Source organism: Paenibacillus sp. EKM212P (genome assembly GCF_011066115.1).
GTDB lineage: Bacteria > Bacillota > Bacilli > Paenibacillales > Paenibacillaceae > Paenibacillus > Paenibacillus polymyxa_B.
The window spans coordinates 137,741-158,457 of sequence record NZ_JAAMNR010000005.1; the positions used below are offsets into that span (position 1 = coordinate 137,741).

Here is a 20,717-nt window from a genome sequence, read left to right on the forward strand (position 1 = left end):
ACCCTCCTTTTAAACTAGATATCCTCAGACGGATTTATAATCGCCAGTACCTGGTGATCCTCCCACTTTCCGTTGATCTTTACGTTGCTTCGAGAGATGCCTTCTTTGTGAAAGCCAGCCTTCTCAAGCACACGGATGGATCCTGGATTCCGAGGAGAGGCTTCCCCGAAGATCCGGTGAAACTTTAGCTCATCGAAAGCATAGCGAACCACCTGCTTCACCGCCTCCGTCGTATAACCCTTGCCGTTATATGCTTGGTCTAGGCTGTATCCGATCATACAGCTCTGAAGCGGTCCTCTCACCACAAAAGATAGACCTATGCTGCCTATAATCCGGTCGTCCTCCTTGTGGCATACCACAAAGGAATATTTCCGATCCTCCATCATGTCGGTCTTGCTCTTAATAATCGTCTGGAGCTGGTACTCCTCCGTATAGTACTTCTCTTGGTTGTTTGGCGAAAACTTATCAAAGAACTCCTGATTGCGCTTGTACATTGCTGCCAACTCTGCGGCGTCCGTCTCCTCAGAGAACCGGATGTATACTCGCTGCTCCGACATTTGCACCATCCTTCCAAACTGTAATATTGAAAGAATTATATCACAGGCTGAAGATTGGGAAATGATTTGATGAATGGTGTATATCAGGCAGCATTCCTTTGAATGTTAACTAAAAATATATACCGTAATTATTGGATTGGATATAATGTTTTCTAAAAAAGGAGGATATATTGTAATGAATAATGCTTACGCAGTGCTTGAGGAGCGCATATCCGAATGGGGACTCTCTAATGAAGAAATTACTGCGGTTTATATCGTTGGGTCCCGGGCAAGAGAGGACAAACCTTTTGATGAGTTTTCTGACTTGGATGTAGTCGTCTTTTCAACGAATCCAGATTACTATCTTCAAAATGATCAATGGTTACTAAACATCGGCAAAGTTTGGACCAGCTTTATGTTTCAAACGGCAAAAGGAGATCCGGAAAAACTCGTTCTCTTTGACCAAGGGGCTGAGGTTGATTTTCTATTCCGTCATACTTCTGATCTGGATCATATAATCAAAAATGGGCGTATTCCTGAAGGATTTCAGCGGGGGGTCAGGATGCTGCTCGATAAGACGGGAAATGGAAACCAAATCGTCCCTCAAACCACTACGATCCCGGGTACTCCTCCGATATCTGAAGGTGCTTATCTACAGGTTGTTAATATGTATTGCTTCGCCTCTCTATATGTGGCTAAACAAATTTTGCGCAATGATCTGTGGGTAGCTAAGCAAAGAGATATGGACTGTAAACAATTATTGCTGCAAATGATAGAGTGGCATGCAAAAGCTGTACATGGATCGGAATATGATACTTGGCATGCAGGGAAATTCATAAATGAATGGGCTGATCAAGATGTCGTTGCTGATTTGAAAAAATCTTTTGGGGAATATGATCCCAATCATAGTTGGGAAGCACTGGTCGTATCCTTTGAGTTGTTCAAACGGTTATCCTCGGAAGTGGCAGCTAAGTATAAATACGCGTATCCGGATGAATTATTTTCCCATATCCAATCCTGGTTAGGGGGACAACATGATAAGCATTGATAAAAAGTCGGACACCCTAATTGTTGTGCTGCATGAGATTTATGGGATTAACCAGCATATACAAAATTTTTGTAGCTTATTATCAGATCAGGGTTATGACGTCATTTGTCCAAATTTACTAGGCAAAGAAACGCCTTATGACTATTCGCAGGAGGAAACTGCCTACACCAATTTTATGGATAATATAGGATTTGACCGGGCTTTCTATCATATTGAAAGTTTATTATTAAGTATTCGAGCTCGTTATAAAAAGGTATTTATTGTCGGCTTTAGCATAGGGGCAACGATTGCCTGGCTGTGTAGTAAAGAAAAGTATGTTGATGGAATCGTAGGATACTATGGCTCTCGTATTCGAAATTATTTAGAAATAGCTCCACATTGTCCAACATTGCTTTTTTTCCCACAGGAAGAACCATCATTTAATGTGGATGAGCTCATTTCAATTTTAGACAACCGTAATATCCGTGTAAATAAATTCAGTGGACAGCACGGATTCAGTGACCCGTACTCTCCCCGATATAACGTACACTCAGCTCAGCAATCATTTGAAGAAATGGTAGAGTTCTTCAAGGAAGGTTGATCAATGAACAGTTCATCTAGCCCACACCTTTTTCATTGTTCTGGGGAAACGCACAGTCAGGATGTGCGGATTAGTCATATGTATATACATCATTGACTATGAAAAGGGGATGTATGTGGCTTTGGCTACCTTTTTTTCATAATACCATTCAACCTTCTCCGGCAGATGGGGCAAAAGCGGCGGATCAGAGCGGGAAAGCTTCTTAATTCATCCTGCTTACTACGACAGGAGTTAACTTTCAGGACTCCGCCATTGCTATTGCCCAATTCAAACAGTCTGCTTAATTTGAGGTAATGCGAAATAATAAAAGGACCCTGATGATTTAGTCGACCTCTATCGAAAATATCTCTTTAAAACCTCTTTTACCATCGGCTGTAATACGTATCGCGCGGGTTGTGGGCAGACGCTCGATCCAATTTAATTCGAATAATCTGTCCAGAAGTGCATTTCCTAAAGCCCCTGCAAGGTGATGGCGGCGTTCACTCCAATCCAGGCATTTATGTGAGAAGGAGCGGCGCTTGTGTCTTGTTTGTGTAAGATCAATCTGAAAGTCAGTGAAGAAAGTCTCTCCTTGTTCCGTGATATGAAGCCCGTCCTGATCCTCGAAAAGAATCCCCTTTTGAATGAAAAAATTCATGAGCTGTACGCCTAATTGACCCGCAACATGATCGTAGCAAGTTCTTGCCAACCGTAGGGCCTCGTTTTCGGAGGCATGTTTGAATGACTTGATTGGAACAGGTGGAGCTATGGATAAAAGTGACTCCATCACCTGGGCAACTTCGGGGTCTTGAATGCCAAAGTAACGGTGCCGCCCCTGTTTTTCCACAGTAACGACTTGTGCCTCGGTCATTTTAGCCAGATGGAAGCTGGCCGTTTGCGGTTTGATGCCTGCCATATGGGCCAATTCGCTTGCCGTATGGAACCTGCCGTCTAATAAAGCGGTGAGAATGGCTGCACGGGAAGGCTCGCTGACGAGAGAAGCGATCATGGCTATATTTGATTTGGTGCTCATGGCACGGTTATCCCCCTTTGTAATCCATACTTCGATGAAGGTTGAAATATTTATATTTTACAATAGGGAGGTAGATCTGAATAGAAGGAGAAGAGATGATGAACCCAATACATCAGATGAATGAGATGAATCATAGCCCAGATGTTATAACGATTAACCCTAGCATTTTATATTACGGAACCCCTGTAATTTTACTCAACACGCTGAATGAGGATGGAACAACCAATATTAGCCCCATTTCCTCCTCGTGGGCATTAGGAGATTGTGTGGTACTAGGTATTGGAATTGGTGGCAAAGCATTAGAAAATATGGAGCGGCATCCCGAATGTGTAATCAACGTCCCGGGGCCTTCCATGTGGGAAAATGTAGAACGTTTGGCTCCTTATACAGGCAAGAATCCTGTTCCAGCGGAAAAGAAGGAAAATGGATTTATGCACCATAAAGATAAGTATGAGATCAGCGGACTAACTTCGATTGAGTCGAATAGGGTCAAGCCCGCCCGAATCAGGGAATGTCCTATTCAAATTGAAGCCAAGGTGAAGGATGTAAGAATTCCTGACCATTCTCCTTATTTTGCGATCGTCGAAACTCAAGCCATCCAGGTGCATGTTCATCAGGATATGATCCTCGGTGAGAACCATATTGATCCGACAAAGTGGAGCCCACTCATCTATAATTTCCGTCATTACTTTGGTCTGGGTGAGCATTTGGGCAAAACATTCCGATCTGAAACCTGATATTTCAATAAAATTATAATATCCTACCTGAATAATGAGAATTATCTTCCCAAATCGTTCTTTTTGTGCGAGAATGATTGAAAAATCATCCATGAGTACGCATACAGGAAGAGACGATTCATACAGCACGTATAACAAGGGAGGAAATAATCATGTCAGAAGAACGCAAGCTGTCATTCGAAACTCTCGCTGTCCATGCCGGACAACAAATTGATCCTACTACCTTTGCCCGCGCCGTTCCGTTATACCAAACCACGTCGTATGGATTTCGGGATGCCGAGCATGCGGCTGATTTGTTCTCGCTGAAAGAATTCGGCAACATTTATACGCGTCTGATGAATCCGACTACGGATGTGTTCGAACAACGGATCGCAGCGCTGGAAGGTGGGGCTGGCGCGTTGGCAACGGCTTCGGGAGCAGCGGCGATTTCCTTTTCCATCCTGAACATTGCGGGAGCTGGGGATGAAATTGTGTCGGCCTCCAGTCTGTATGGCGGTACATATAATCTATTTTCTACCACACTGCCGAAATTGGGCATTAAAGTACATTTTGTCGATTCGGATGATCCGGAGAACTTCCGTAAAGCCATTACAGATAATACGAAGGCATTATTTGCCGAAACGATTGGCAACCCGCAGGGCAATGTGCTGGACGTGGAAGCGGTGGCGGCGATTGCACATGAATACGGTATTCCGTTAATTGTGGATAACACGTTCCCAAGCCCGTACTTATTGCGCCCTATCGAATACGGAGCGGATATTGTCGTGCATTCTGCAACGAAGTTTATTGGCGGACACGGTACGTCTATTGGTGGGGTGATCGTGGACAGCGGCAAGTTTGACTGGAAAGCGAGTGGTCGTTTCCCGGGACTGACTGAGCCGGACCCGAGCTACCACGGGGTTGTATACACCGAGGCGGTGGGGCCTATCGCATATATTATCAAGGCACGGGTGCAATTGCTGCGGGACTTGGGAGCGGCCATTTCTCCGTTTAATTCATGGCTGCTGCTTCAGGGCTTGGAGACACTTCATCTGCGGTTGGAGAGACATAGTCAGAATGCCTTGAAGGTAGCGCAATATCTCGAAGGCCACAAGGATGTGGAGTGGGTCAGCTACACCGGGTTGCCAAGCCATCCGTCCTATGAATTAGCTCAAAAGTATTTGCCGAAAGGGCAAGGAGCAATCCTGACCTTTGGTATTAAAGGTGGAAGCCAGGCGGGAAGCAAGCTGATTGCGAATGTAAAGCTGTTTTCTCATTTGGCGAATGTGGGTGATTCCAAGTCTTTAATTATTCACCCGGCAAGCACAACGCACCAGCAGTTGAATGTGGAAGAACAGGTTGCTGCCGGAGTCAAACCAGAGCTGTTACGCCTATCTGTCGGGACAGAAGCGATAGACGATATATTGTACGATCTGGAGCAGGCCATCGCGGCCAGCCAGCAGTAGTAGCAGTAGACTCTTCTTAGACTAAGTGTGACAGAGCAATCGTGTAGCATCGCAAGTGATTTTTCGACCCAGATCAGTATTCGTTCAATGTTTATCAGGCGGGGGGCAATCTCCGTCTTTTTTTGCGTGTTGACATCATACCCCCATAGGTATATATTATACCCCATAGGGTATATGAGGAGGGGAAGAAATGGGTAGGAAAATAGTTATTATTGGCGGGGTAGCAGGTGGAGCTTCTGCTGCTGCGAGATTGCGTAGATGGAATGAGGAAGACGAGATTATTCTGTTTGAACGCGGAGAGCATGTTTCTTTTGCGAACTGTGGTCTCCCCTACTATATTGGCGGGACAATCCATGCGCGGGAGAAGCTGTTTCTCCAGACGCCTCAAGGGATAAGAGACCGTTTTAATATAGATGTGAGGGTACTGAAAGAAGTGATACAAATAGACCGCGAGCAGAAGCTCGTCCGCTTCCGCGATATGATTACAGGGGAAACAGATGAGCAGCCGTACGATATTGTGGTATTGTCGCCGGGAGCCAAACCGATGATACCGGACATTCCCGGATTACATGAAGCTGTGAATGTATTTACATTAAGAAACATTCATGACACGGACGTCATTAAAGCATATGTAGATGAAAGACATCCCCAGCATGTCACGGTGATCGGGGCCGGATTTATTGGGCTGGAGATGGCCGAGAATTTGCGGGAGCGTGGACTTGCAGTAACTATTATTGATATGGGTCAACAATTATTGAATCCGCTGGACCCTGAAATGGCCAAATGGGTAGAACAGCATATGAGGTTGAACGGGGTGGAGGTGCGTTTAGAGGAAGGAGTCACGGCTTTTGAAGAGCAGGGGACACAACTTCGTTTGACCTCCGGGAGTGTACTTCAGACGGACATGGTTATTCTGGCGATCGGTGTTGTTCCTGAAAATGAGTTGGCCAAGCAAAGCGGGTTGGAACTTGGTTTTCGCGGCGCCATTCAGGTCAACGCCCAACTGCAAACCAGCGATCCAGCTATTTATGCGGTGGGGGATGCCATCCAGGTCAAGGACCGCAATCATGGGTTTGCAACGATGGTATCGCTAGCCTGGGGAGCCAATCGTCAGGGGCGTTTGGCAGCGGATCATATTAACGGTCAGGCAATTTCTTATGATGGGGCGCTCGGAACGTCCGTAATTAAGACCTTTGCATTGACTTCAGCTTCTACAGGCAATAATGAAAAAACATTACAGCGGCTGGGCGTTCCTTATCAGGCTGTTCATATTCATCCTGGTTCACATGCCGGCTATTACCCTGGCGCATCACCCATTGCTATGAAGCTGCTCTTTAATCCCGAAAACGGGATGATCTATGGGGCGCAGGCTGTTGGAGCTGATGGAGCAGACAAAAGGATTGATGTGATTGCGACGGCTATTCGTGGTCATTTGAACGTCCGTGAGCTGGCTGATATTGAACTTGCTTACGCACCTCCCTATTCTTCAGCAAAAGACCCTGTGAATATGGCGGGTTACGTGGCTTCGAATATCATGGATGGGCTGGTCCAAACGATACAGTGGCATGAAGTTGACGATTTTCACCGCAAGGGTGGTCTTATTATTGATGTTAGGGATGCAGTGGAGCTACAGGCAGGAGCGATTCCAGGTTCGATTCATATTCCTCTGGCCGAGATTAGAGAGCGGATGGCGGAAATCCCTAGTGATCTGGAGATCGCGGTATCCTGCCAAGTTGGTCTGCGAGGCTATATTGCGGCCCGAATTTTGACTCAATACGGTTATCGGGTGAGGAACGTTGATGGTGGCTATAAGACGTATTCGGTTATGGCTGAACGTGATCATCTCTTAAAATAGTTCATCACCCATCCAATCTGGTTGAGGTGATCCGTTACTTCGCCGTGCAGCGCACCAAAGAAAGTATCTTGTAGCTCCACGGTAACGGTACCTTTTTCTGCTAGTGCGCGGTAAGCTTGCTTAAGCTCGTCCTCACTTTCACAGTCGAGAATGATTTGGACATGCTGCGCTTTGAGCGGTTTACCGTAGGAATCTGAAAAATGGATATGACTGCTACCCAGGTGAAGTTCAGCGTGCAAGAGTCTGCCTTCCTGCTTGTTTAGCACTTTGATTTTCCCGCCTAACACCGATTGGTAATAATCAATGGACTGCTGCACATCGTTTACAATGACAAAAGGACTTGCACTTCTCATGGAATCATTTCCTTTCATGTCTTTGGTGTAGGATCGCTACTGTACATTATTTACGTTATTCGCAGGGTTTACCCCTTTTCTGATCAAATTATGGCTTGGTTCACTGTGTGACGTCTGTTACAATAGAATAGGCATATACGAATGGATAGAAAAGAGGTTGAACAGGTGGGCACTTCAGTGATTTGGGAAGCAGTTATTTATTGGGTGATCTTGGTGATTTCCGCTCTGTGCGTGATCGCAGTATCTGGTACTCGGAAGACAGCAAGCACGATTATTTTAGCGCCCGTTGTTTTGTTCTGTACCATATTTATGATGCAGGGATCAGTGTTTACTGCAATGAATCACCCGACGATGGGGTCTAATGTCGGTTTGGGTATGGCATTTCTGACAACATGGGTGGTCAGCGGAATATTGTTTGCTGTAGCGCTTGTAATTGCCTTTATTAAATATAACAAGAAGAACAAGGCGTAATTTAGCCTTAACCTCAGATGGATAAAGGCTTTCGGTGATGTGCCGAAAGCCTTTTTTTGTATTTTTTTAACGATGGAGGATGTCTCTGCTTATCTGCGTCTTCTCATAAGCAATACAACGATCAGCACGACGATGATCACGATCAATAGGAATTTCATATTCAATAACCTCCTTGGTCTGTCTCATATTTGGTATTAACCACTTTGAGTTAGTATGTACCGATGGATCTCAAGCAAGTATCTATTGTCGAGGGCTTGGGGAAAATTAGAATGTGGGACTAAAAAGAGGTTTACAGGCTTAGCTGGAAAGTGTATACATAAAGTAAGGAGGCGATTGCCATGAGTGATCGTGCATTTCATTTGTTCTATATTATTTTCTTAACGGTTCTGGCACTTGGAAGTGTTGGTGGAATCGCCTGGTGGTTACGCTCTATTGGTCGTCAGGAGAAGGAAAAAAACTAAATTCAACATGGGCATACAAGCCCGAATGCATCTTCCAGTAGGAGGGTGCATTTTTATATGTTATAATGGGAACATATGTTCTTTGTAGGAGGGAAGACGATGTTGCCAGATTTGGAACGAAAGCTGCTACGTATTTTGTATAATTATTTCGCCCAGCATCGCCACATGCCCACAATGGCGGAATTGACCGTAAAAACAGGCAAGCGAGACGCTGAAATTACAGTCGCCTTGCGACATATGGAACAGGAGCGTTACATCACTTGGGAAAACAATTCAGGTACTCAGCATGTTGTTTTACTGGAAGGGTGGGAACGTCCCTCGACCCAAAGGCGCACCCAAGCGGAAACAAGACGTTCCACTACGCAAACGATGCCGCCCGATGGTACAGAATATTGGACGAATTATTAGAAGGTATATAAAACTGGAAAATTAATGAGTTTTTAAGGTGCATATCATTTAGTTTTAAGAAAGCGAGACTATAATGACCCTATTAACCCCTTTTTGATCAAGCTATAGGCCCTGCCGATGTATCGGCAGGGCCACTTTTTTGTTCATAGATATGCTTTCCGTATATGAAAAATCCCCCGGGGATCATCCGGAGGATGGTGCAGTTTGCATATACTGCACGGCCTGCTCAAACTTCATCGTTTGATGGCATAATATATATTCAACCCCTGCTACCTTGCATTATATGGTCAGCATGTTCATAAGGGGCAGTGTGATTCCACTGTTCATTTTCCAAACGACAAAAGCCCTACCTCTCTTTCGTCCTTGCGGCTCCGATGACCGCGCCAGTGTGAATGTGAAAATCTTCGGCAAAAGCTCAAAATTCTACATTAGGGTTATACATAAAATTTGGAGAAGCTCCATACGGTGATTAGGAGTAATAGCTTGTTGCGTGGAATCTTATGGGGTTAATACATATTCTAATAGTATAGCAAGAATGATTATAAAACACAAGTCATTTTTTGCTTTTTGATGATAGACTGGAAAAAATGTTGTCTAAAATGTCCTTCCCTCGCGAGTTTCTTAATTAAGAATAAGATGATTTTCCATCTATAAATTGCAGATTAAAAGCCGTCCTCGTATTTATGTAAAATGCTCGAGCAAGAAGGTAAACTTTTGATGGTTGGACTCCGATATTGAATACACAAGATATTTTAGAGTGTACGGATGAAAAGAGGGGTAGCAATTTGCCGACCTATAAGCGCTTTATTCAGCATGTTATCCTGAACTATATTATAGGTTCGTTTATCGCTGTATTGTTGGTAGGTATGATTTTTGTATTTTCCACGTTAAATGTAGCCCACTATGAAATTCTGGGTCTTGTAAAAATTATTGCATTTTCCAGCGTCATTATGATTGCTTGTGAAATCATAGTGTTTCGAATGCATTTGAGACCCGTTCATCGTTTTTTTCTAGGTAACCAGGAAACGCTTAAGGATGTAGAAGCGGTGTATATCCGGGTTCATCATCTGCCTAATTTGTCAGTTTTACGTATTGTTGGACCGCATTTGTTAGGCTTCTCTATCCCGGCAACCGTTATTGCGCTATGGATGATACATAGTGGACAACTTACTTTTCCCTTTTATTATGTAGGAATCGCCTGTATAGGAGCTTGTCTGGTCGCTTCCATGCACGCATTGGTTGAATTTTTCCTGACAATGAGAGCAATCAAACCGCTTCTGGAGGAAATTCGTGATCGAACCTACCAGCAATATGGAATAAACCTGTCCCTGCGAGGACGAGTCCTGCTATCGCTTCGGCATAAATTTCAGTTAAGCGCGACGCTCATTGGTGCTTTTCCTTTATTTTTATTTTGTTTAGCTACACAGATTCGCCTGGAACGTTTGGAGGCGACGGATTCTAGCTCCTATTGGGCTTGGGCGGGTACGATTTTAATTTTTGGTGTAGCCTTTGCTTATCTGGGAGGAAGGTTGTTGACCCGTGAGATCGAACAGCCGATCCACCATCTGCTGGAAAAAATGAATGAAGTGAAGGAAGGCCGCCTGAACAGTAATGCCAGCGATTTGTATTCAGACGAATTTGCGGAGCTGGTCGAAGGATTTAACATGATGATCGAGGGCCTGAAGGAACGGGAAGAAAAGAACGGTCAGCTATTGGACAGTTACTTCGCCACCTTGGCGGCAGCACTGGATGCGCGAGATGCCTATACCGCAGGACATTCTTTGCGTGTAGCTGAATATTCCGTACTCATTGGGCGCAAGGGAGGTTTGAATGAGACGGACCTCGACTTGCTGCGCAAAACAGCCTTGCTGCATGATATCGGTAAAATCGGCGTGGCTGACGCTGTGCTGCTCAAGGACGGCAAGCTGACGGACGAGGAGTTTGATCAGATTAAAATGCACCCGGTTATGGGAGAGAGCATTCTCCGGCAAGTTGAGCCGGCTTATGCTATGGCCCCTTATTTGCCCGGCGTGCGCTCGCACCATGAGCGTTATGATGGCAAGGGATACCCTGACCAGCTCGCAGGGGAAGATATCCCCTTATTCGGGCGAATCATTGCTGTAGCGGATGCTTATGATGCGATGACGTCTGATCGTCCCTATCGGCAAGGTATGAAGGAAGAGAAGGCGGTTATGATATTGGAAGAGGGAAAGGGAACCCAATGGGACCCTTATTTTGCCGAATTATTTGTCAAAGAGTGGCGCCGGAACAAAGGCATCACAAGCTGACTCTATAGGTATCAGCACTAGGGCGAGCCATTGAGGTTCGCTTTTTTTATATACGGATATAAGATCTTTTGACATGTCGAAAGATGGGGCTTCATGTTATGATGTACAAGAAAGGCAGACGCGGTTAACATAGGCCTGGCATCCAATTTTTTGCGCTATGGGAGTGTGAGTCCATGCAATTTTCAATGATGTTTTTAATGAATTTAGGGATGCTGATTGCCGTTGCCTATGTGGCGAACGTGATTTATAAATATGGTTTGAGTCGTACCTCTTCGCGGTTCAAATATGTCAGCTCGGTGCTGCTAGTGATATTTGGCGGATGGGTCAGCTCTTGCTTTGGTTTTAACTTTAGTGAAACAGTTATTTTTGATCTGCGTTTCGTACCGCTGATTATCGCGGCGTTGGTGTATCCTCGCTCTTATACGCTTATTATTATTGGGGTCGCAATCGGACTTACGAGATTTACCTTCGGCCTGCATACGGCGGCGTGGGTCGGCTTTTTGAATATGAGCATTCTGGGCGTCCTGTGCGCCGGATTGAATTACTGGATGCGCCGTTCCACCTGGCGTTTGATTATCAAGGCATCGGTAACCATTTTAGCGGTTAATATCGTAAATACGTTAAATATTGCCTGTCTAGGCGTCATTCCCTGGCGCTATTATGTAGCGGAGGTTGTTCCTCTTACACTGCCTATCGGCATCGTTCTCAGTTTTTTATTTGCTCTGATTTTACGTGACTTTCAGATGGAGCAACAGCGGAATCATCAGATTAAGCAGGCGAATGAGTTGTTATCAGAGCAGCGAGATGAGTTGCAGAAGGCAAAGGTCATTCTAGAGGAACGTGCCAAGCAACTGATGATGGCTTCCCAATATAAATCGGATTTTATGGCAACGATGTCGCATGAGTTACGTACACCTCTTAACAGCATCATTAATCTGGCGCAAATTATCAACGAGCAGGGAAAAGATCTGGATGAGGACGAGCTAGACCAGTACAGTGATCTAATTTATGCCTCCGGGCATGATTTGCTCCAATTGATCAACGACATTCTGGACCTATCCAAGGTCGAGGCTGGGCACATGGAAATCGTAAGTGAGCCAGTCAGTGTACGTGAGATTGCGCAGGTGATGATGATGCATTTTGAAGTCACAGCGAAGGATAAAAATCTGGAATTCAGCTTGAAGGAGCATGAGCCTATACCGAATGAAATCCGGTCTGATTCCAAACGCGTACAGCAAATTTTGCGTAATCTGTTGTCCAATGCTTTTAAGTTCACTCATGAAGGACGTGTATTGCTGGAAATCAGCACACAACATTTGGATCGAAAGGGACAAGAGGGAGATTGGGTTGTATTTGCTGTAAAAGATACGGGCATCGGCATTTCCAAGCTTCAGCAGCATGTTATTTTTGAGGCATTCCAGCAGGCGAACGGTTCCATTAATCGTAAATATGGAGGAACTGGGTTGGGATTGTCCATCAGCCGTGATTTTTCCCGCTTGTTGGGCGGGTTTATCCGTCTGGAGAGTGAGGAGGGCAAGGGAAGTACATTTTCCCTGTACCTACCTATGTGTCCGTCCAAAAGCAAGGAGGCGGACGAACAGCCGTTTAAATTAACCTAATCGCAATTGTAGGAGCAGGAGCGCTATGGCACAAAGGAGGTCTATCATGGAACGCAAAGCGGTCGTTGTGGGTGCAACAGGGCTTGTCGGGGGTTATGTTGTACGAGAGCTGCTGGTGCAAAAGGAATACAACCGCGTCATGGTTATGGGCAGACGTCCATTGGACATCAAGCATCCCAAGCTGGAGCAGGCGCTCATCGATTGGGAACAGCCGCAGAAAGCGGCGTTCGCCTTCGAAGGGGTGGATGATGTTTTTTGCTGCCTTGGGACAACAATGAAAAAGGCGGGCTCCAAGGAGCAGTTCCGTCAGGTGGATCTAGACTACCCGGTGCTGACAGCCCAGTTGGGCAAAGAAGCTGGAGCGGTACAGATGCTTGCGGTCTCTGCGATGGGTGCCGATCCAGACTCACGCGTGTTTTATAATCGCACCAAGGGTGAGGCTGAAGAGGCGCTTGCTGCTGTCGGATTGCCTGCGCTGCATTTGTTCCGTCCGTCGCTGATTTTGGGCGCGAGACCTGAACGACGTTTGGGTGAAGCCGCTGCCGCTGTTGTCATGAAGGCACTGGACGGCCTGATGACGGGCAAGCTCGCTTCCTACCGCGCCATCCCGGCCCCGGTCATCGCACGAGCCATGGTACGAATTGCTCTCGCGCAGGCGAGCGGCGTACATATTTATCCGAACGACATCATTCGAGTCATCGGAGGAGAACTAACATCCGATGATGAGAAACCCGGTACAGGAGCAGCTCCTGATGAGAACGTGTAAAACCACGGCTAGGGTTTAAAATGACAATAACGCCGCTGTTGCCCGATGATTCGGGCAGCAGCGGCGTTATTTGTGTTTTATTGGCGGTTTGTATGTTGCGACACATCTATCGTAATCTCTAATTCATCAATATAATGACGTGTCCAGTTGCCATTAGCATCGAGTAGGGCACTGCCTCCTGGTTGTGTTGGCAAGATATAAGGCTTGAAGATGATCTTCTGGGGAGTGTCCACAAAAGGAGTAAAAAGGGTGATCATTTTGCTGTTACGTTCTTTGGTAAGGGGAACTCCAGAGCCGCTTAGGAGTTGGAGTTCTCTTCCCTGCTCGTCGAATACAGCATAATCAAGCATATCCAATTCCTTTTTGGTGTACTGGATCGTTTGTCCGTTTTTGATGTCATTGTACTCTCGCTCCACGGTGTAATCATCCGGCATATGTGCAATATCGGTCAGCATTTTGAATGACGTTGTGATCTTGGTCGTGATGGGTGTGATTTCTACCTTTTCTGCCATAAATGCAAGATACGGATTAGACTTACTCATTTGCAGCTGAAGTATCTTGTTATTTATTTTAGTTTTGTGAACCGTGGCTTGTATGCGAAACGGCTCGGCTACACCTTTTAACTTTGCATATATCTCTAGCTCAAACTGATCTGGTAAGGCGGGTTTACCACTGGCAGGGTCACGCATATACGCAATCAGCATAGAATTACTATCTTTGCCTGGGCGGCCATACATGAAATTAAAGGCGCCGTTATTCCTATTGACCGATGTCCCATTGATGAACAGGTCCACTTTCTCCAGAATGTCCTCTTCGGGCTGTCCTTGCGTTTGGATCGCCGGATATAGGGTTTGATGTTGTGAATCTCCGCCGCTCTTTTCCAACGCCACGACCAAGCGTGTCCCGTCAAATATGATTTGTGGTACCTTTAATGTAATACCGCTATGGGTAACACTGAGATTCGAGGAAGTTGCCAATCCTTTCTGATCAGCGGTTTGCAGCCCGAGATCCCCAGCAAGCTTGAACACGCTATCTACAAGGGGGACCTGCTTTAATGATTCTGCCATTGTAGGCGAAACAAAGGCGCTACCGATGATCATAACGCTAATGACAGCCGCAGAAGCAGCGGCAATTGCGGTTCCCCGGAGAAATTTTTTGCCCGGTCGATGTAAGGAAGGAGACTTGGATAACGGCCCCCCATCCGATTCCATTTGTGTGTAAAATGCATCTAAGCGTTCTCTTACCAAATCGGGAATCATTACCGTGTCTGCGTCCAAGTTTACTTTTTCTGATTGTAATTTCCGATCCAGCTCTTGATTCTGTTTCTCAATCTCTGAAGGGCTCATTGAAAGGTCACCTTCCTTTCTCCACGATTTTGTAGCAGGTCCATTAATATTCTGCGAGCACGGTGCAATCGTGTTTTGACGGCCCCCTCTGATACATCCAGTACCTCTGATATTTCTCTGATCGGCATATCGCGCAAATAGTGCAGGGAAATTACGGTTCGCATGGATTCCTCCAAGTGGTCGATGGCCTCGCGCAGTTCGATTTTTTCATATCCGCCCGAGGTGGAGGGTTCCTTTATAAATTCCGCCACGGGTAAGATCCGTTTTTGCTTGCGGATAATGAGATGGCACTCATTAATGAGGATACGAAGCAGCCATGTTTTAAAATAACGAGGTTCACGCAGCTCACCCAGAGACTGGTATGCCTTGAGCATCGCTTCTTGCATCGCGTCCGCGCAATCTTCATTGCTGCGAAGAATGGAACGCGCCATGCCATACATATCGGATTCCATATGTTTCATCAAGGCGACGAATGCCTTGCGGTCTCCCTGCCTTGCTTGGTGTAAGTTTGTTTCGAGATTCAAAGGATGGTGCCCCTTTCCCGTCTATACTAGCTATGTTCATTGTACCTGTATCTGGATTTATAAAATTTATTTTGTAGCTGGTTATAGGAGTTAGATGATACATAGATGCTAAAGGTTACAGCGGAAATAAAAAAATATAGCACCTTCCCAATGAGGTGTCTTAAAAGAAACCCTGTGCGTTATTCCGTCGCACGGAATAGTGGCTTTGGACTGCACATGCTATAATACGGTGAACCAGTATCAGGAAGGAGAATCCAACCCATATGAAAAAAACAATTGCTACTGAAAAAGCACCCGGTGCTATCGGCCCTTATAGCCAAGCGGTAGAGGCAGGCGGGTTTATTTACACTTCGGGACAGCTTGGACTGAATCCGGCAACAGGTGAGTTTGGTAAGGATGTACAGGAGCAGGCACGCCTGTCCTTGAGCAATGTACAAGCCATTCTGGAAGAGGCAGGCAGCAACATGAACCAGGTTGTGAAAGCGACTGTATTCCTGAAGGACATGAACGATTTTGTCAGCGTCAATGAGGTGTACAGTTCTTTCTTTGAACAACCCTACCCAGCACGCAGTGCGGTGGAGGTAGCTCGTCTGCCTAAGGATGCACTGGTAGAGATTGAAGTCATTGCATTGAAGGGCGAATAGTCTGAAAGATCCGTTCATAAAATAAAAAGTTTGCATGACAAACGGGTGTCCCTATTAAATAGAGACACCCGTTTGCTCAAATTTAATGTGTTTTGTTCTTTTAAAATACAGAGCGGAGGTGGAGATGATTAATAAAAAAATAATTTTGACTGGTGGAGGCTCTTCAGGACATGTAGCAGTAAACCTAGCTTTGATTCCTCACTTACTGGAACAACATTGGAGTGTCCAATACATAGGCTCTGAACAAGGGATTGAAAGAAAATTGATTTCCGGACTAGAAGATGTGTGTTATTTCAGTATCTCAACTGGAAAATTGCGTAGATATTTTGATTGGGATAATTTTAAGGACCCTTTTAAAGTACTGAAGGGGATTTCTCAAGCGTACCGGATTATAAGTAAAGAAAAACCGGATGTTATTTTTTCAAAAGGCGGATTTGTTTCGGTTCCTGTGGTATTGGCTGGGTGGTTGAATAAAGTCCCTGTAATCATTCATGAATCAGATATTACCCCTGGATTAGCTAATAAGATTTCCAGCACATTTGCTACAGAAATTTGTACTACCTTTCCTGAAACCACTCAGTACTTTCGCTCTAAGCATACTCGGTATGTAGGTGCTATTGTGAGAGATGAACTAAAAGATGGGAAGGCAGCCAAAGGTTTGACCTATTGCGGTTTTACTCGGAATAAGCCGATCATTCTGATCATGGGTGGGAGTTTAGGCTCCAAGAAGATCAATGAGATGGTCTGGATGAATTTAGAGGATTTGCTCGTTCATTTTCAAATCGTGCATATTTGTGGTAAAGACCAAGTGAATCATTCCATTCATATGCATGGCTACAAGCAATTTGAATACATAAACGATGAACTGGCGGATGTTATGGCGATGGCAGATATGGTTGTTTCTAGGGCGGGTTCAAATTCCATTTTTGAATTCTTGACGCTGCGGAAGCCTATGCTATTAATCCCTCTTTCAAAAGCGGCCAGCCGGGGAGATCAAATTCTAAATGCAAAATCATTTAAAGCACAAGGCTTTTGCGAGTTTTTAGAAGAAGAAGAGTTGGAATCTGAACGATTTGTTGACATGATTCTTCGTATGTATGAAAAAAGGTCGGATTACATTTTCAATATGAAGAAAACAAATGCAGATCACTCGACAAGCAAGCTTATAGATTTGATTAAAGTCTATACCTAATCATATTGGATAAAATGAATAAACAAAGCAAGCGAGCTTGGGCTAGATGATTCAGACCTAAACTCGCTTGTTCTTGCTAGAGATCATATTCGTTTTCTTTAATCCCGGTCTCGATTACGGGCAAAGAATAGCCATAGCGCGTACACCAGAATGATTGCCGCCAAGATCAATGCGGCTAGCCGTGCATTTTCATTGTTCGGATGCTCGACGGCGATGGCGACATAGGCCCATACAAATACGAGAGGATAAATGCTGTCGCGATAAGGGAAGCTGACCATGATCGCCAATGCGGTGCCTATGAGCAGGATAATAATCGCCCATGTCGTATCGCTGAGTCCCCAGCCACTCCATTCATTCTTTTCCAGTGCCACTGCAATGTTGATAATAGTAGCAATGGATACCCAACCGAGATTGAGGCTGAACGGTAGCTTGACGAACCACATTTCTCCAAGGGTTGGCTGCGGCGTGCGGGTACGTACATACACGACGCTCAGGGAAAGTAAGTATAGAATAATGACGATGACACACAGCTCTACGTATACATACTGCCAGAGGAAAATCCAGATGATATTGAAGAGACAGCTTAGAATAAAAAAAATACCGATGGACTGAACGCTTGTCTTGGATTGCCCTGTAGGTGTAGCTTGGTACACGACAAAGCAGGCGAGCAGTACGTAGATGACCGACCAGATGGAAAAAGCATAACCCGCTGGTGTGATCAAGGTAGGGTACATGTTGGATACAGCAGCAGTGCTTCTGCCGCCGATAGGAAGTGTAGAAGCCAGAATGTTAACGAGAACGACAGCGATAAATGCAATAATATTCCACCATTTATACGGATGACTTCGTGACATAGGGATATCTCCTCCTCAACGAATGATGATCCAAAATGACCGACTGGTCACAACTTCTATTATGAATATACCCACTTTGCTTTCGAATATGTCCTAACGGGAAAAAGTTTCTTGATCCCAGTATAATCATAAAAAGTTGTATGTATATGCAGTCATATGTAGTACAATGGTGAAAATTTTAAGCACTATATAAGCTGAAATTCCTCAGATTCAACTTATATAGAAGTAAGGAGATAAGTAGAATGAATGGCTTGGAGAAAGTAGGGAAATTTGTAGGAGGAACCTTTTCCATCTGGGTACTTTTATTTGCATGCTTGGGATTTTTCTTTCCTGCGGCGTTTACAGGGTTGAAAGGATACATACAGTTATTTCTGGGCATGGTCATGTTTGGGATGGGATTAACTTTATCTGCGGCTGACTTTCGTGAAGTATTCCGGCGCCCAGTGGATGTGGCTATTGGTGTGGTCGGGCATTATCTGATTATGCCGTTTCTGGCCTTTGGATTGGCATTAGTATTGCAGCTGCCACCGGATATTGCGGTAGGTGTCATTTTGGTAGGCTGTTGTCCGAGTGGAACTGCCTCCAACGTAATGACGCTCTTATCCAAAGGCGACGTGGCATTGGGCGTGTCGATTGCTTCGGTGTCAACGCTGATTGCTCCACTGGCTACTCCGGCGATGATTAACCTGCTTGCTGGACGTTGGATGAATATTGATGCGAAGTCGCTGATCATGGATATTCTCATCGTAGTTATTGTCCCCATAGTGCTGGGTGTTATCGTTAAGTCGCTATTTCGCAAACAGGCAGAAGCCAGTGTTCAGGCGCTGCCGCTCATATCAACACTGGCGATTGTACTCATCGTGGCTATTGTGGTTGCAGGCAGCAAAGGCAAGATTTTGGAGACAGGTCCGATTATTTTTGGTGTGGTTATTTTGCATAATGGTATCGGGTTCCTGCTTGGATATTGGTTTGCCAAGCTATTCGGTATGAATCTTTCCAAGCGTAAAGCTGTTACGCTGGAAACGGGAATGCAGAATTCCGGACTGGGCGCTGCGCTTGCAGCAGCTCACTTTAACCCGATTGCTGCTGTACCAAGTGCGATTTTTAGCGTGTGGCATAATATTTCCGGCTCGTTGCTCGCGACCTGGTTTTCCCGCCGGGAGGAGAAGAACAGCACAGCCGGGAACCATTAAAAGCTTTGTCAGTGGCTTGTGATAAGTAGCTGCGGTTCAGCTTCTTCGAACAGTTTAGAGAAGGTCAGAAAGGATAGATTTGACTTTGTAGTTGCGGATCTTTATACTGTGGTTATTACAACCACTGTATTTAAGTAAGCAACAGGAGTTTAAGTTCGTTATGGAAGGAAAACTGCATCGTATTCGGCTTCATGCTCAACAGCCTTATATTATCTGATCTGATTTAAACTGAAGGAGAGAGAACGAATGAACCCAAAATATAAGTCTCTATTTGAAGCTTTTACCCTGCCATCCGGTGTTACGTTGAAGAACCGTATTACCATGGCACCTATGACTAACTTTGCTTCCCACGAAAATGGTGAAGTCAGTGACCAGGAGCTGGCATACTACCGTGAACGTTCCGGTGGTGTGGGCGCGGTTATTACCGCTTGTGTGTATGTAACTCCAGATGGCAAAGGCTTTGTTAATGAGTTCGGTGCGGACAAGGATGAAATGATTCCGAGCCTGCGTCGTCTGGCGGATACGATTCATCAAGAAGGCGCAAAAGCGATCCTGCAAATTTATCATGGTGGCCGCCTGTGTCCACCAGATCAAATTCCAGATGGACAGCCGATCAGTGCAAGCGCAGTAGCCGAGGAAAAAGAAGGTGCGCCTGTGCCGCGTGAAATGACCTCCGATGATATCCACCGCGTCATCCGTGCCTATGGCGAAGCAACTCGCCGAGCGATTGAAGCAGGCTATGATGGTGTGGAGCTTCACGGAGCGAACGGTTACCTGGTCCAGCAGTTCTTCTCCCCGCACTCCAATCTTCGTACCGATGAATGGGGAGGAAGTCTTGAAAAACGATTGACCTTTCCGCTGGCGGTTGTTCACGAAGTGAAGAAAGTGATCGCAGAACATGCAAAGCGGCCATTCATCTTTGGATACCGCTTGTCTCCTGAGGAAGGACACACACCAGGCATTACGCTGGAGGATACGATGGTGCTTGTAGACCGTCTGGCGGATCAAGGGCTGGATTACCTGCACATTTCCGTAAATCATTTCTTCGGTGGTTCATTCCGTGACCGCAGTGACGAACGGTCACGTACGGTTCTCATCCATGAGAAGGTAGGTAACCGTGTGCCGATTATGGGAGTCGGGTCGCTGAATACACCGGACGAAGCGCTTGCAGCACTGGAGACAGGTGTACCGCTTGTATCGCTGGGACGTCCGCTTTTGATGGAGCCACAATGGGTTCAGAAGGTACAAAACGGCACAGAAGATACCATTCGCACGACATTATCCAAGCAAGCCCAGCAGGAGCTAGTCATTCCTGACTACTTGTGGGGTGCGTTGACGACCCTTCCAGGCTGGATGCCTGTTACGGACTAAATTTTGAATGATGG

At 45.6% G+C, this 20,717-nt stretch carries 21 protein-coding genes; 15 read left to right on the top strand and 6 right to left on the bottom strand.

Annotation, left to right across the window (positions count from 1 at the left end):
- Positions 1-14: 14 nt before the first annotated feature.
- Positions 15-557, bottom strand: coding sequence for a GNAT family N-acetyltransferase (locus G9G54_RS16185; RefSeq protein ID WP_165178847.1), 543 nt, complete (start codon positions 555-557; stop codon positions 15-17).
- A 175-nt stretch (positions 558-732) separates the two neighbouring features.
- Here G9G54_RS16185 and G9G54_RS16190 point away from each other — a divergent pair, with 175 nt between their 5' ends.
- Both G9G54_RS16190 and G9G54_RS16195 read left to right on the top strand, forming a co-directional pair.
- The gene (locus G9G54_RS16190; RefSeq protein ID WP_165178848.1) at positions 733-1,584 is read left to right on the top strand and encodes an aminoglycoside 6-adenylyltransferase; all 852 of its coding nucleotides are present in this window, start codon (positions 733-735) and stop codon (positions 1,582-1,584) included.
- Positions 1,571-2,164, top strand: a complete 594-nt coding sequence (locus tag G9G54_RS16195) for a dienelactone hydrolase family protein (protein WP_165178849.1) — start codon at positions 1,571-1,573, stop codon at positions 2,162-2,164. The genes G9G54_RS16190 and G9G54_RS16195 overlap by 14 nt, the downstream gene beginning before the upstream one ends.
- A gap of 322 nt (positions 2,165-2,486) precedes the next feature.
- Here G9G54_RS16195 and G9G54_RS16200 read toward each other — a convergent pair whose 3' ends face one another.
- Positions 2,487-3,176, bottom strand: coding sequence for an ArsR/SmtB family transcription factor (locus G9G54_RS16200; protein ID WP_165178850.1), 690 nt, complete (start codon positions 3,174-3,176; stop codon positions 2,487-2,489).
- 98 nt (positions 3,177-3,274) lie between these two features.
- Here G9G54_RS16200 and G9G54_RS16205 point away from each other — a divergent pair, with 98 nt between their 5' ends.
- From G9G54_RS16205 to G9G54_RS16215, 3 genes are all read left to right on the top strand, one after another.
- Positions 3,275-3,913, top strand: coding sequence for a flavin reductase family protein (locus tag G9G54_RS16205; RefSeq protein WP_165179026.1), 639 nt, complete (start codon positions 3,275-3,277; stop codon positions 3,911-3,913).
- A gap of 152 nt (positions 3,914-4,065) precedes the next feature.
- On the top strand, positions 4,066-5,358 hold the full coding sequence (locus G9G54_RS16210; protein WP_165178851.1) for a homocysteine synthase: 1,293 nt from the start codon (positions 4,066-4,068) through the stop codon (positions 5,356-5,358).
- A gap of 190 nt (positions 5,359-5,548) precedes the next feature.
- Positions 5,549-7,213 (top strand): CoA-disulfide reductase, encoded by a 1,665-nt coding sequence (locus tag G9G54_RS16215; RefSeq protein WP_165178852.1) that lies wholly within the window; start codon positions 5,549-5,551, stop codon positions 7,211-7,213.
- On the opposite strand, the gene G9G54_RS16220 is transcribed toward G9G54_RS16215, so the two are convergent.
- Positions 7,198-7,566, bottom strand: a complete 369-nt coding sequence (locus G9G54_RS16220; RefSeq protein WP_103046838.1) for a VOC family protein — start codon at positions 7,564-7,566, stop codon at positions 7,198-7,200. The genes G9G54_RS16215 and G9G54_RS16220 overlap by 16 nt on opposite strands.
- Positions 7,567-7,707: 141 nt before the next feature.
- Between G9G54_RS16220 and G9G54_RS16225 the strand changes: the two genes are divergently transcribed.
- From G9G54_RS16225 to G9G54_RS16245, 6 genes are all read left to right on the top strand, one after another.
- Positions 7,708-8,037, top strand: coding sequence for a hypothetical protein (locus G9G54_RS16225; RefSeq protein ID WP_023986776.1), 330 nt, complete (start codon positions 7,708-7,710; stop codon positions 8,035-8,037).
- Positions 8,038-8,375: 338 nt separating this feature from the next.
- A complete protein-coding gene (locus G9G54_RS26045) occupies positions 8,376-8,498 on the top strand; it encodes a hypothetical protein (RefSeq protein ID WP_257785344.1) in 123 nt (40 codons plus the stop codon).
- 99 nt (positions 8,499-8,597) lie between these two features.
- Entirely contained in the window at positions 8,598-8,906 is a 309-nt protein-coding gene (locus G9G54_RS16230; protein ID WP_023986779.1) for a hypothetical protein, read from the top strand.
- 785 nt (positions 8,907-9,691) lie between these two features.
- A complete protein-coding gene (locus G9G54_RS16235; RefSeq protein WP_165178853.1) occupies positions 9,692-11,194 on the top strand; it encodes an HD-GYP domain-containing protein in 1,503 nt (500 codons plus the stop codon).
- A gap of 173 nt (positions 11,195-11,367) precedes the next feature.
- The gene (locus G9G54_RS16240; RefSeq protein WP_165178854.1) at positions 11,368-12,813 is read left to right on the top strand and encodes an ATP-binding protein; all 1,446 of its coding nucleotides are present in this window, start codon (positions 11,368-11,370) and stop codon (positions 12,811-12,813) included.
- Between the two features lie 46 nt (positions 12,814-12,859).
- A complete protein-coding gene (locus G9G54_RS16245; RefSeq protein ID WP_165178855.1) occupies positions 12,860-13,579 on the top strand; it encodes an NAD(P)H-binding protein in 720 nt (239 codons plus the stop codon).
- Positions 13,580-13,656: 77 nt separating this feature from the next.
- On the opposite strand, the gene G9G54_RS16250 is transcribed toward G9G54_RS16245, so the two are convergent.
- Entirely contained in the window at positions 13,657-14,925 is a 1,269-nt protein-coding gene (locus G9G54_RS16250; RefSeq protein ID WP_165178856.1) for a DUF4179 domain-containing protein, read from the bottom strand.
- On the bottom strand, positions 14,922-15,449 hold the full coding sequence (locus G9G54_RS16255; protein WP_165178857.1) for an RNA polymerase sigma factor: 528 nt from the start codon (positions 15,447-15,449) through the stop codon (positions 14,922-14,924). The genes G9G54_RS16250 and G9G54_RS16255 overlap by 4 nt, the downstream gene beginning before the upstream one ends.
- 263 nt (positions 15,450-15,712) lie before the next feature.
- On the opposite strand from G9G54_RS16255, the gene G9G54_RS16260 reads away from it, so the two are divergent.
- Entirely contained in the window at positions 15,713-16,093 is a 381-nt protein-coding gene (locus tag G9G54_RS16260; protein WP_061830007.1) for a RidA family protein, read from the top strand.
- Between the two features lie 127 nt (positions 16,094-16,220).
- Positions 16,221-17,285: an undecaprenyldiphospho-muramoylpentapeptide beta-N-acetylglucosaminyltransferase gene (locus G9G54_RS16265; protein WP_185156310.1), complete on the top strand. Its 1,065-nt coding sequence runs from the start codon at positions 16,221-16,223 to the stop codon at positions 17,283-17,285.
- A 98-nt stretch (positions 17,286-17,383) separates the two neighbouring features.
- Here G9G54_RS16265 and G9G54_RS16270 read toward each other — a convergent pair whose 3' ends face one another.
- Positions 17,384-18,139 carry a tryptophan-rich sensory protein gene (locus G9G54_RS16270; protein WP_165178859.1) on the bottom strand — a complete coding sequence of 252 codons (756 nt, stop codon included), beginning with the start codon at positions 18,137-18,139 and terminating at the stop codon, positions 17,384-17,386.
- A 242-nt stretch (positions 18,140-18,381) separates the two neighbouring features.
- Here G9G54_RS16270 and G9G54_RS16275 point away from each other — a divergent pair, with 242 nt between their 5' ends.
- Together G9G54_RS16275 and G9G54_RS16280 are read left to right on the top strand one after the other, a co-directional pair.
- Complete coding sequence (locus tag G9G54_RS16275; RefSeq protein ID WP_165178860.1) at positions 18,382-19,332, top strand: bile acid:sodium symporter family protein; 951 nt, start codon at positions 18,382-18,384, stop codon at positions 19,330-19,332.
- A 246-nt stretch (positions 19,333-19,578) separates the two neighbouring features.
- Positions 19,579-20,703 (top strand): NADH-dependent flavin oxidoreductase, encoded by a 1,125-nt coding sequence (locus G9G54_RS16280; protein WP_165178861.1) that lies wholly within the window; start codon positions 19,579-19,581, stop codon positions 20,701-20,703.
- Positions 20,704-20,717 lie beyond the last annotated feature (14 nt).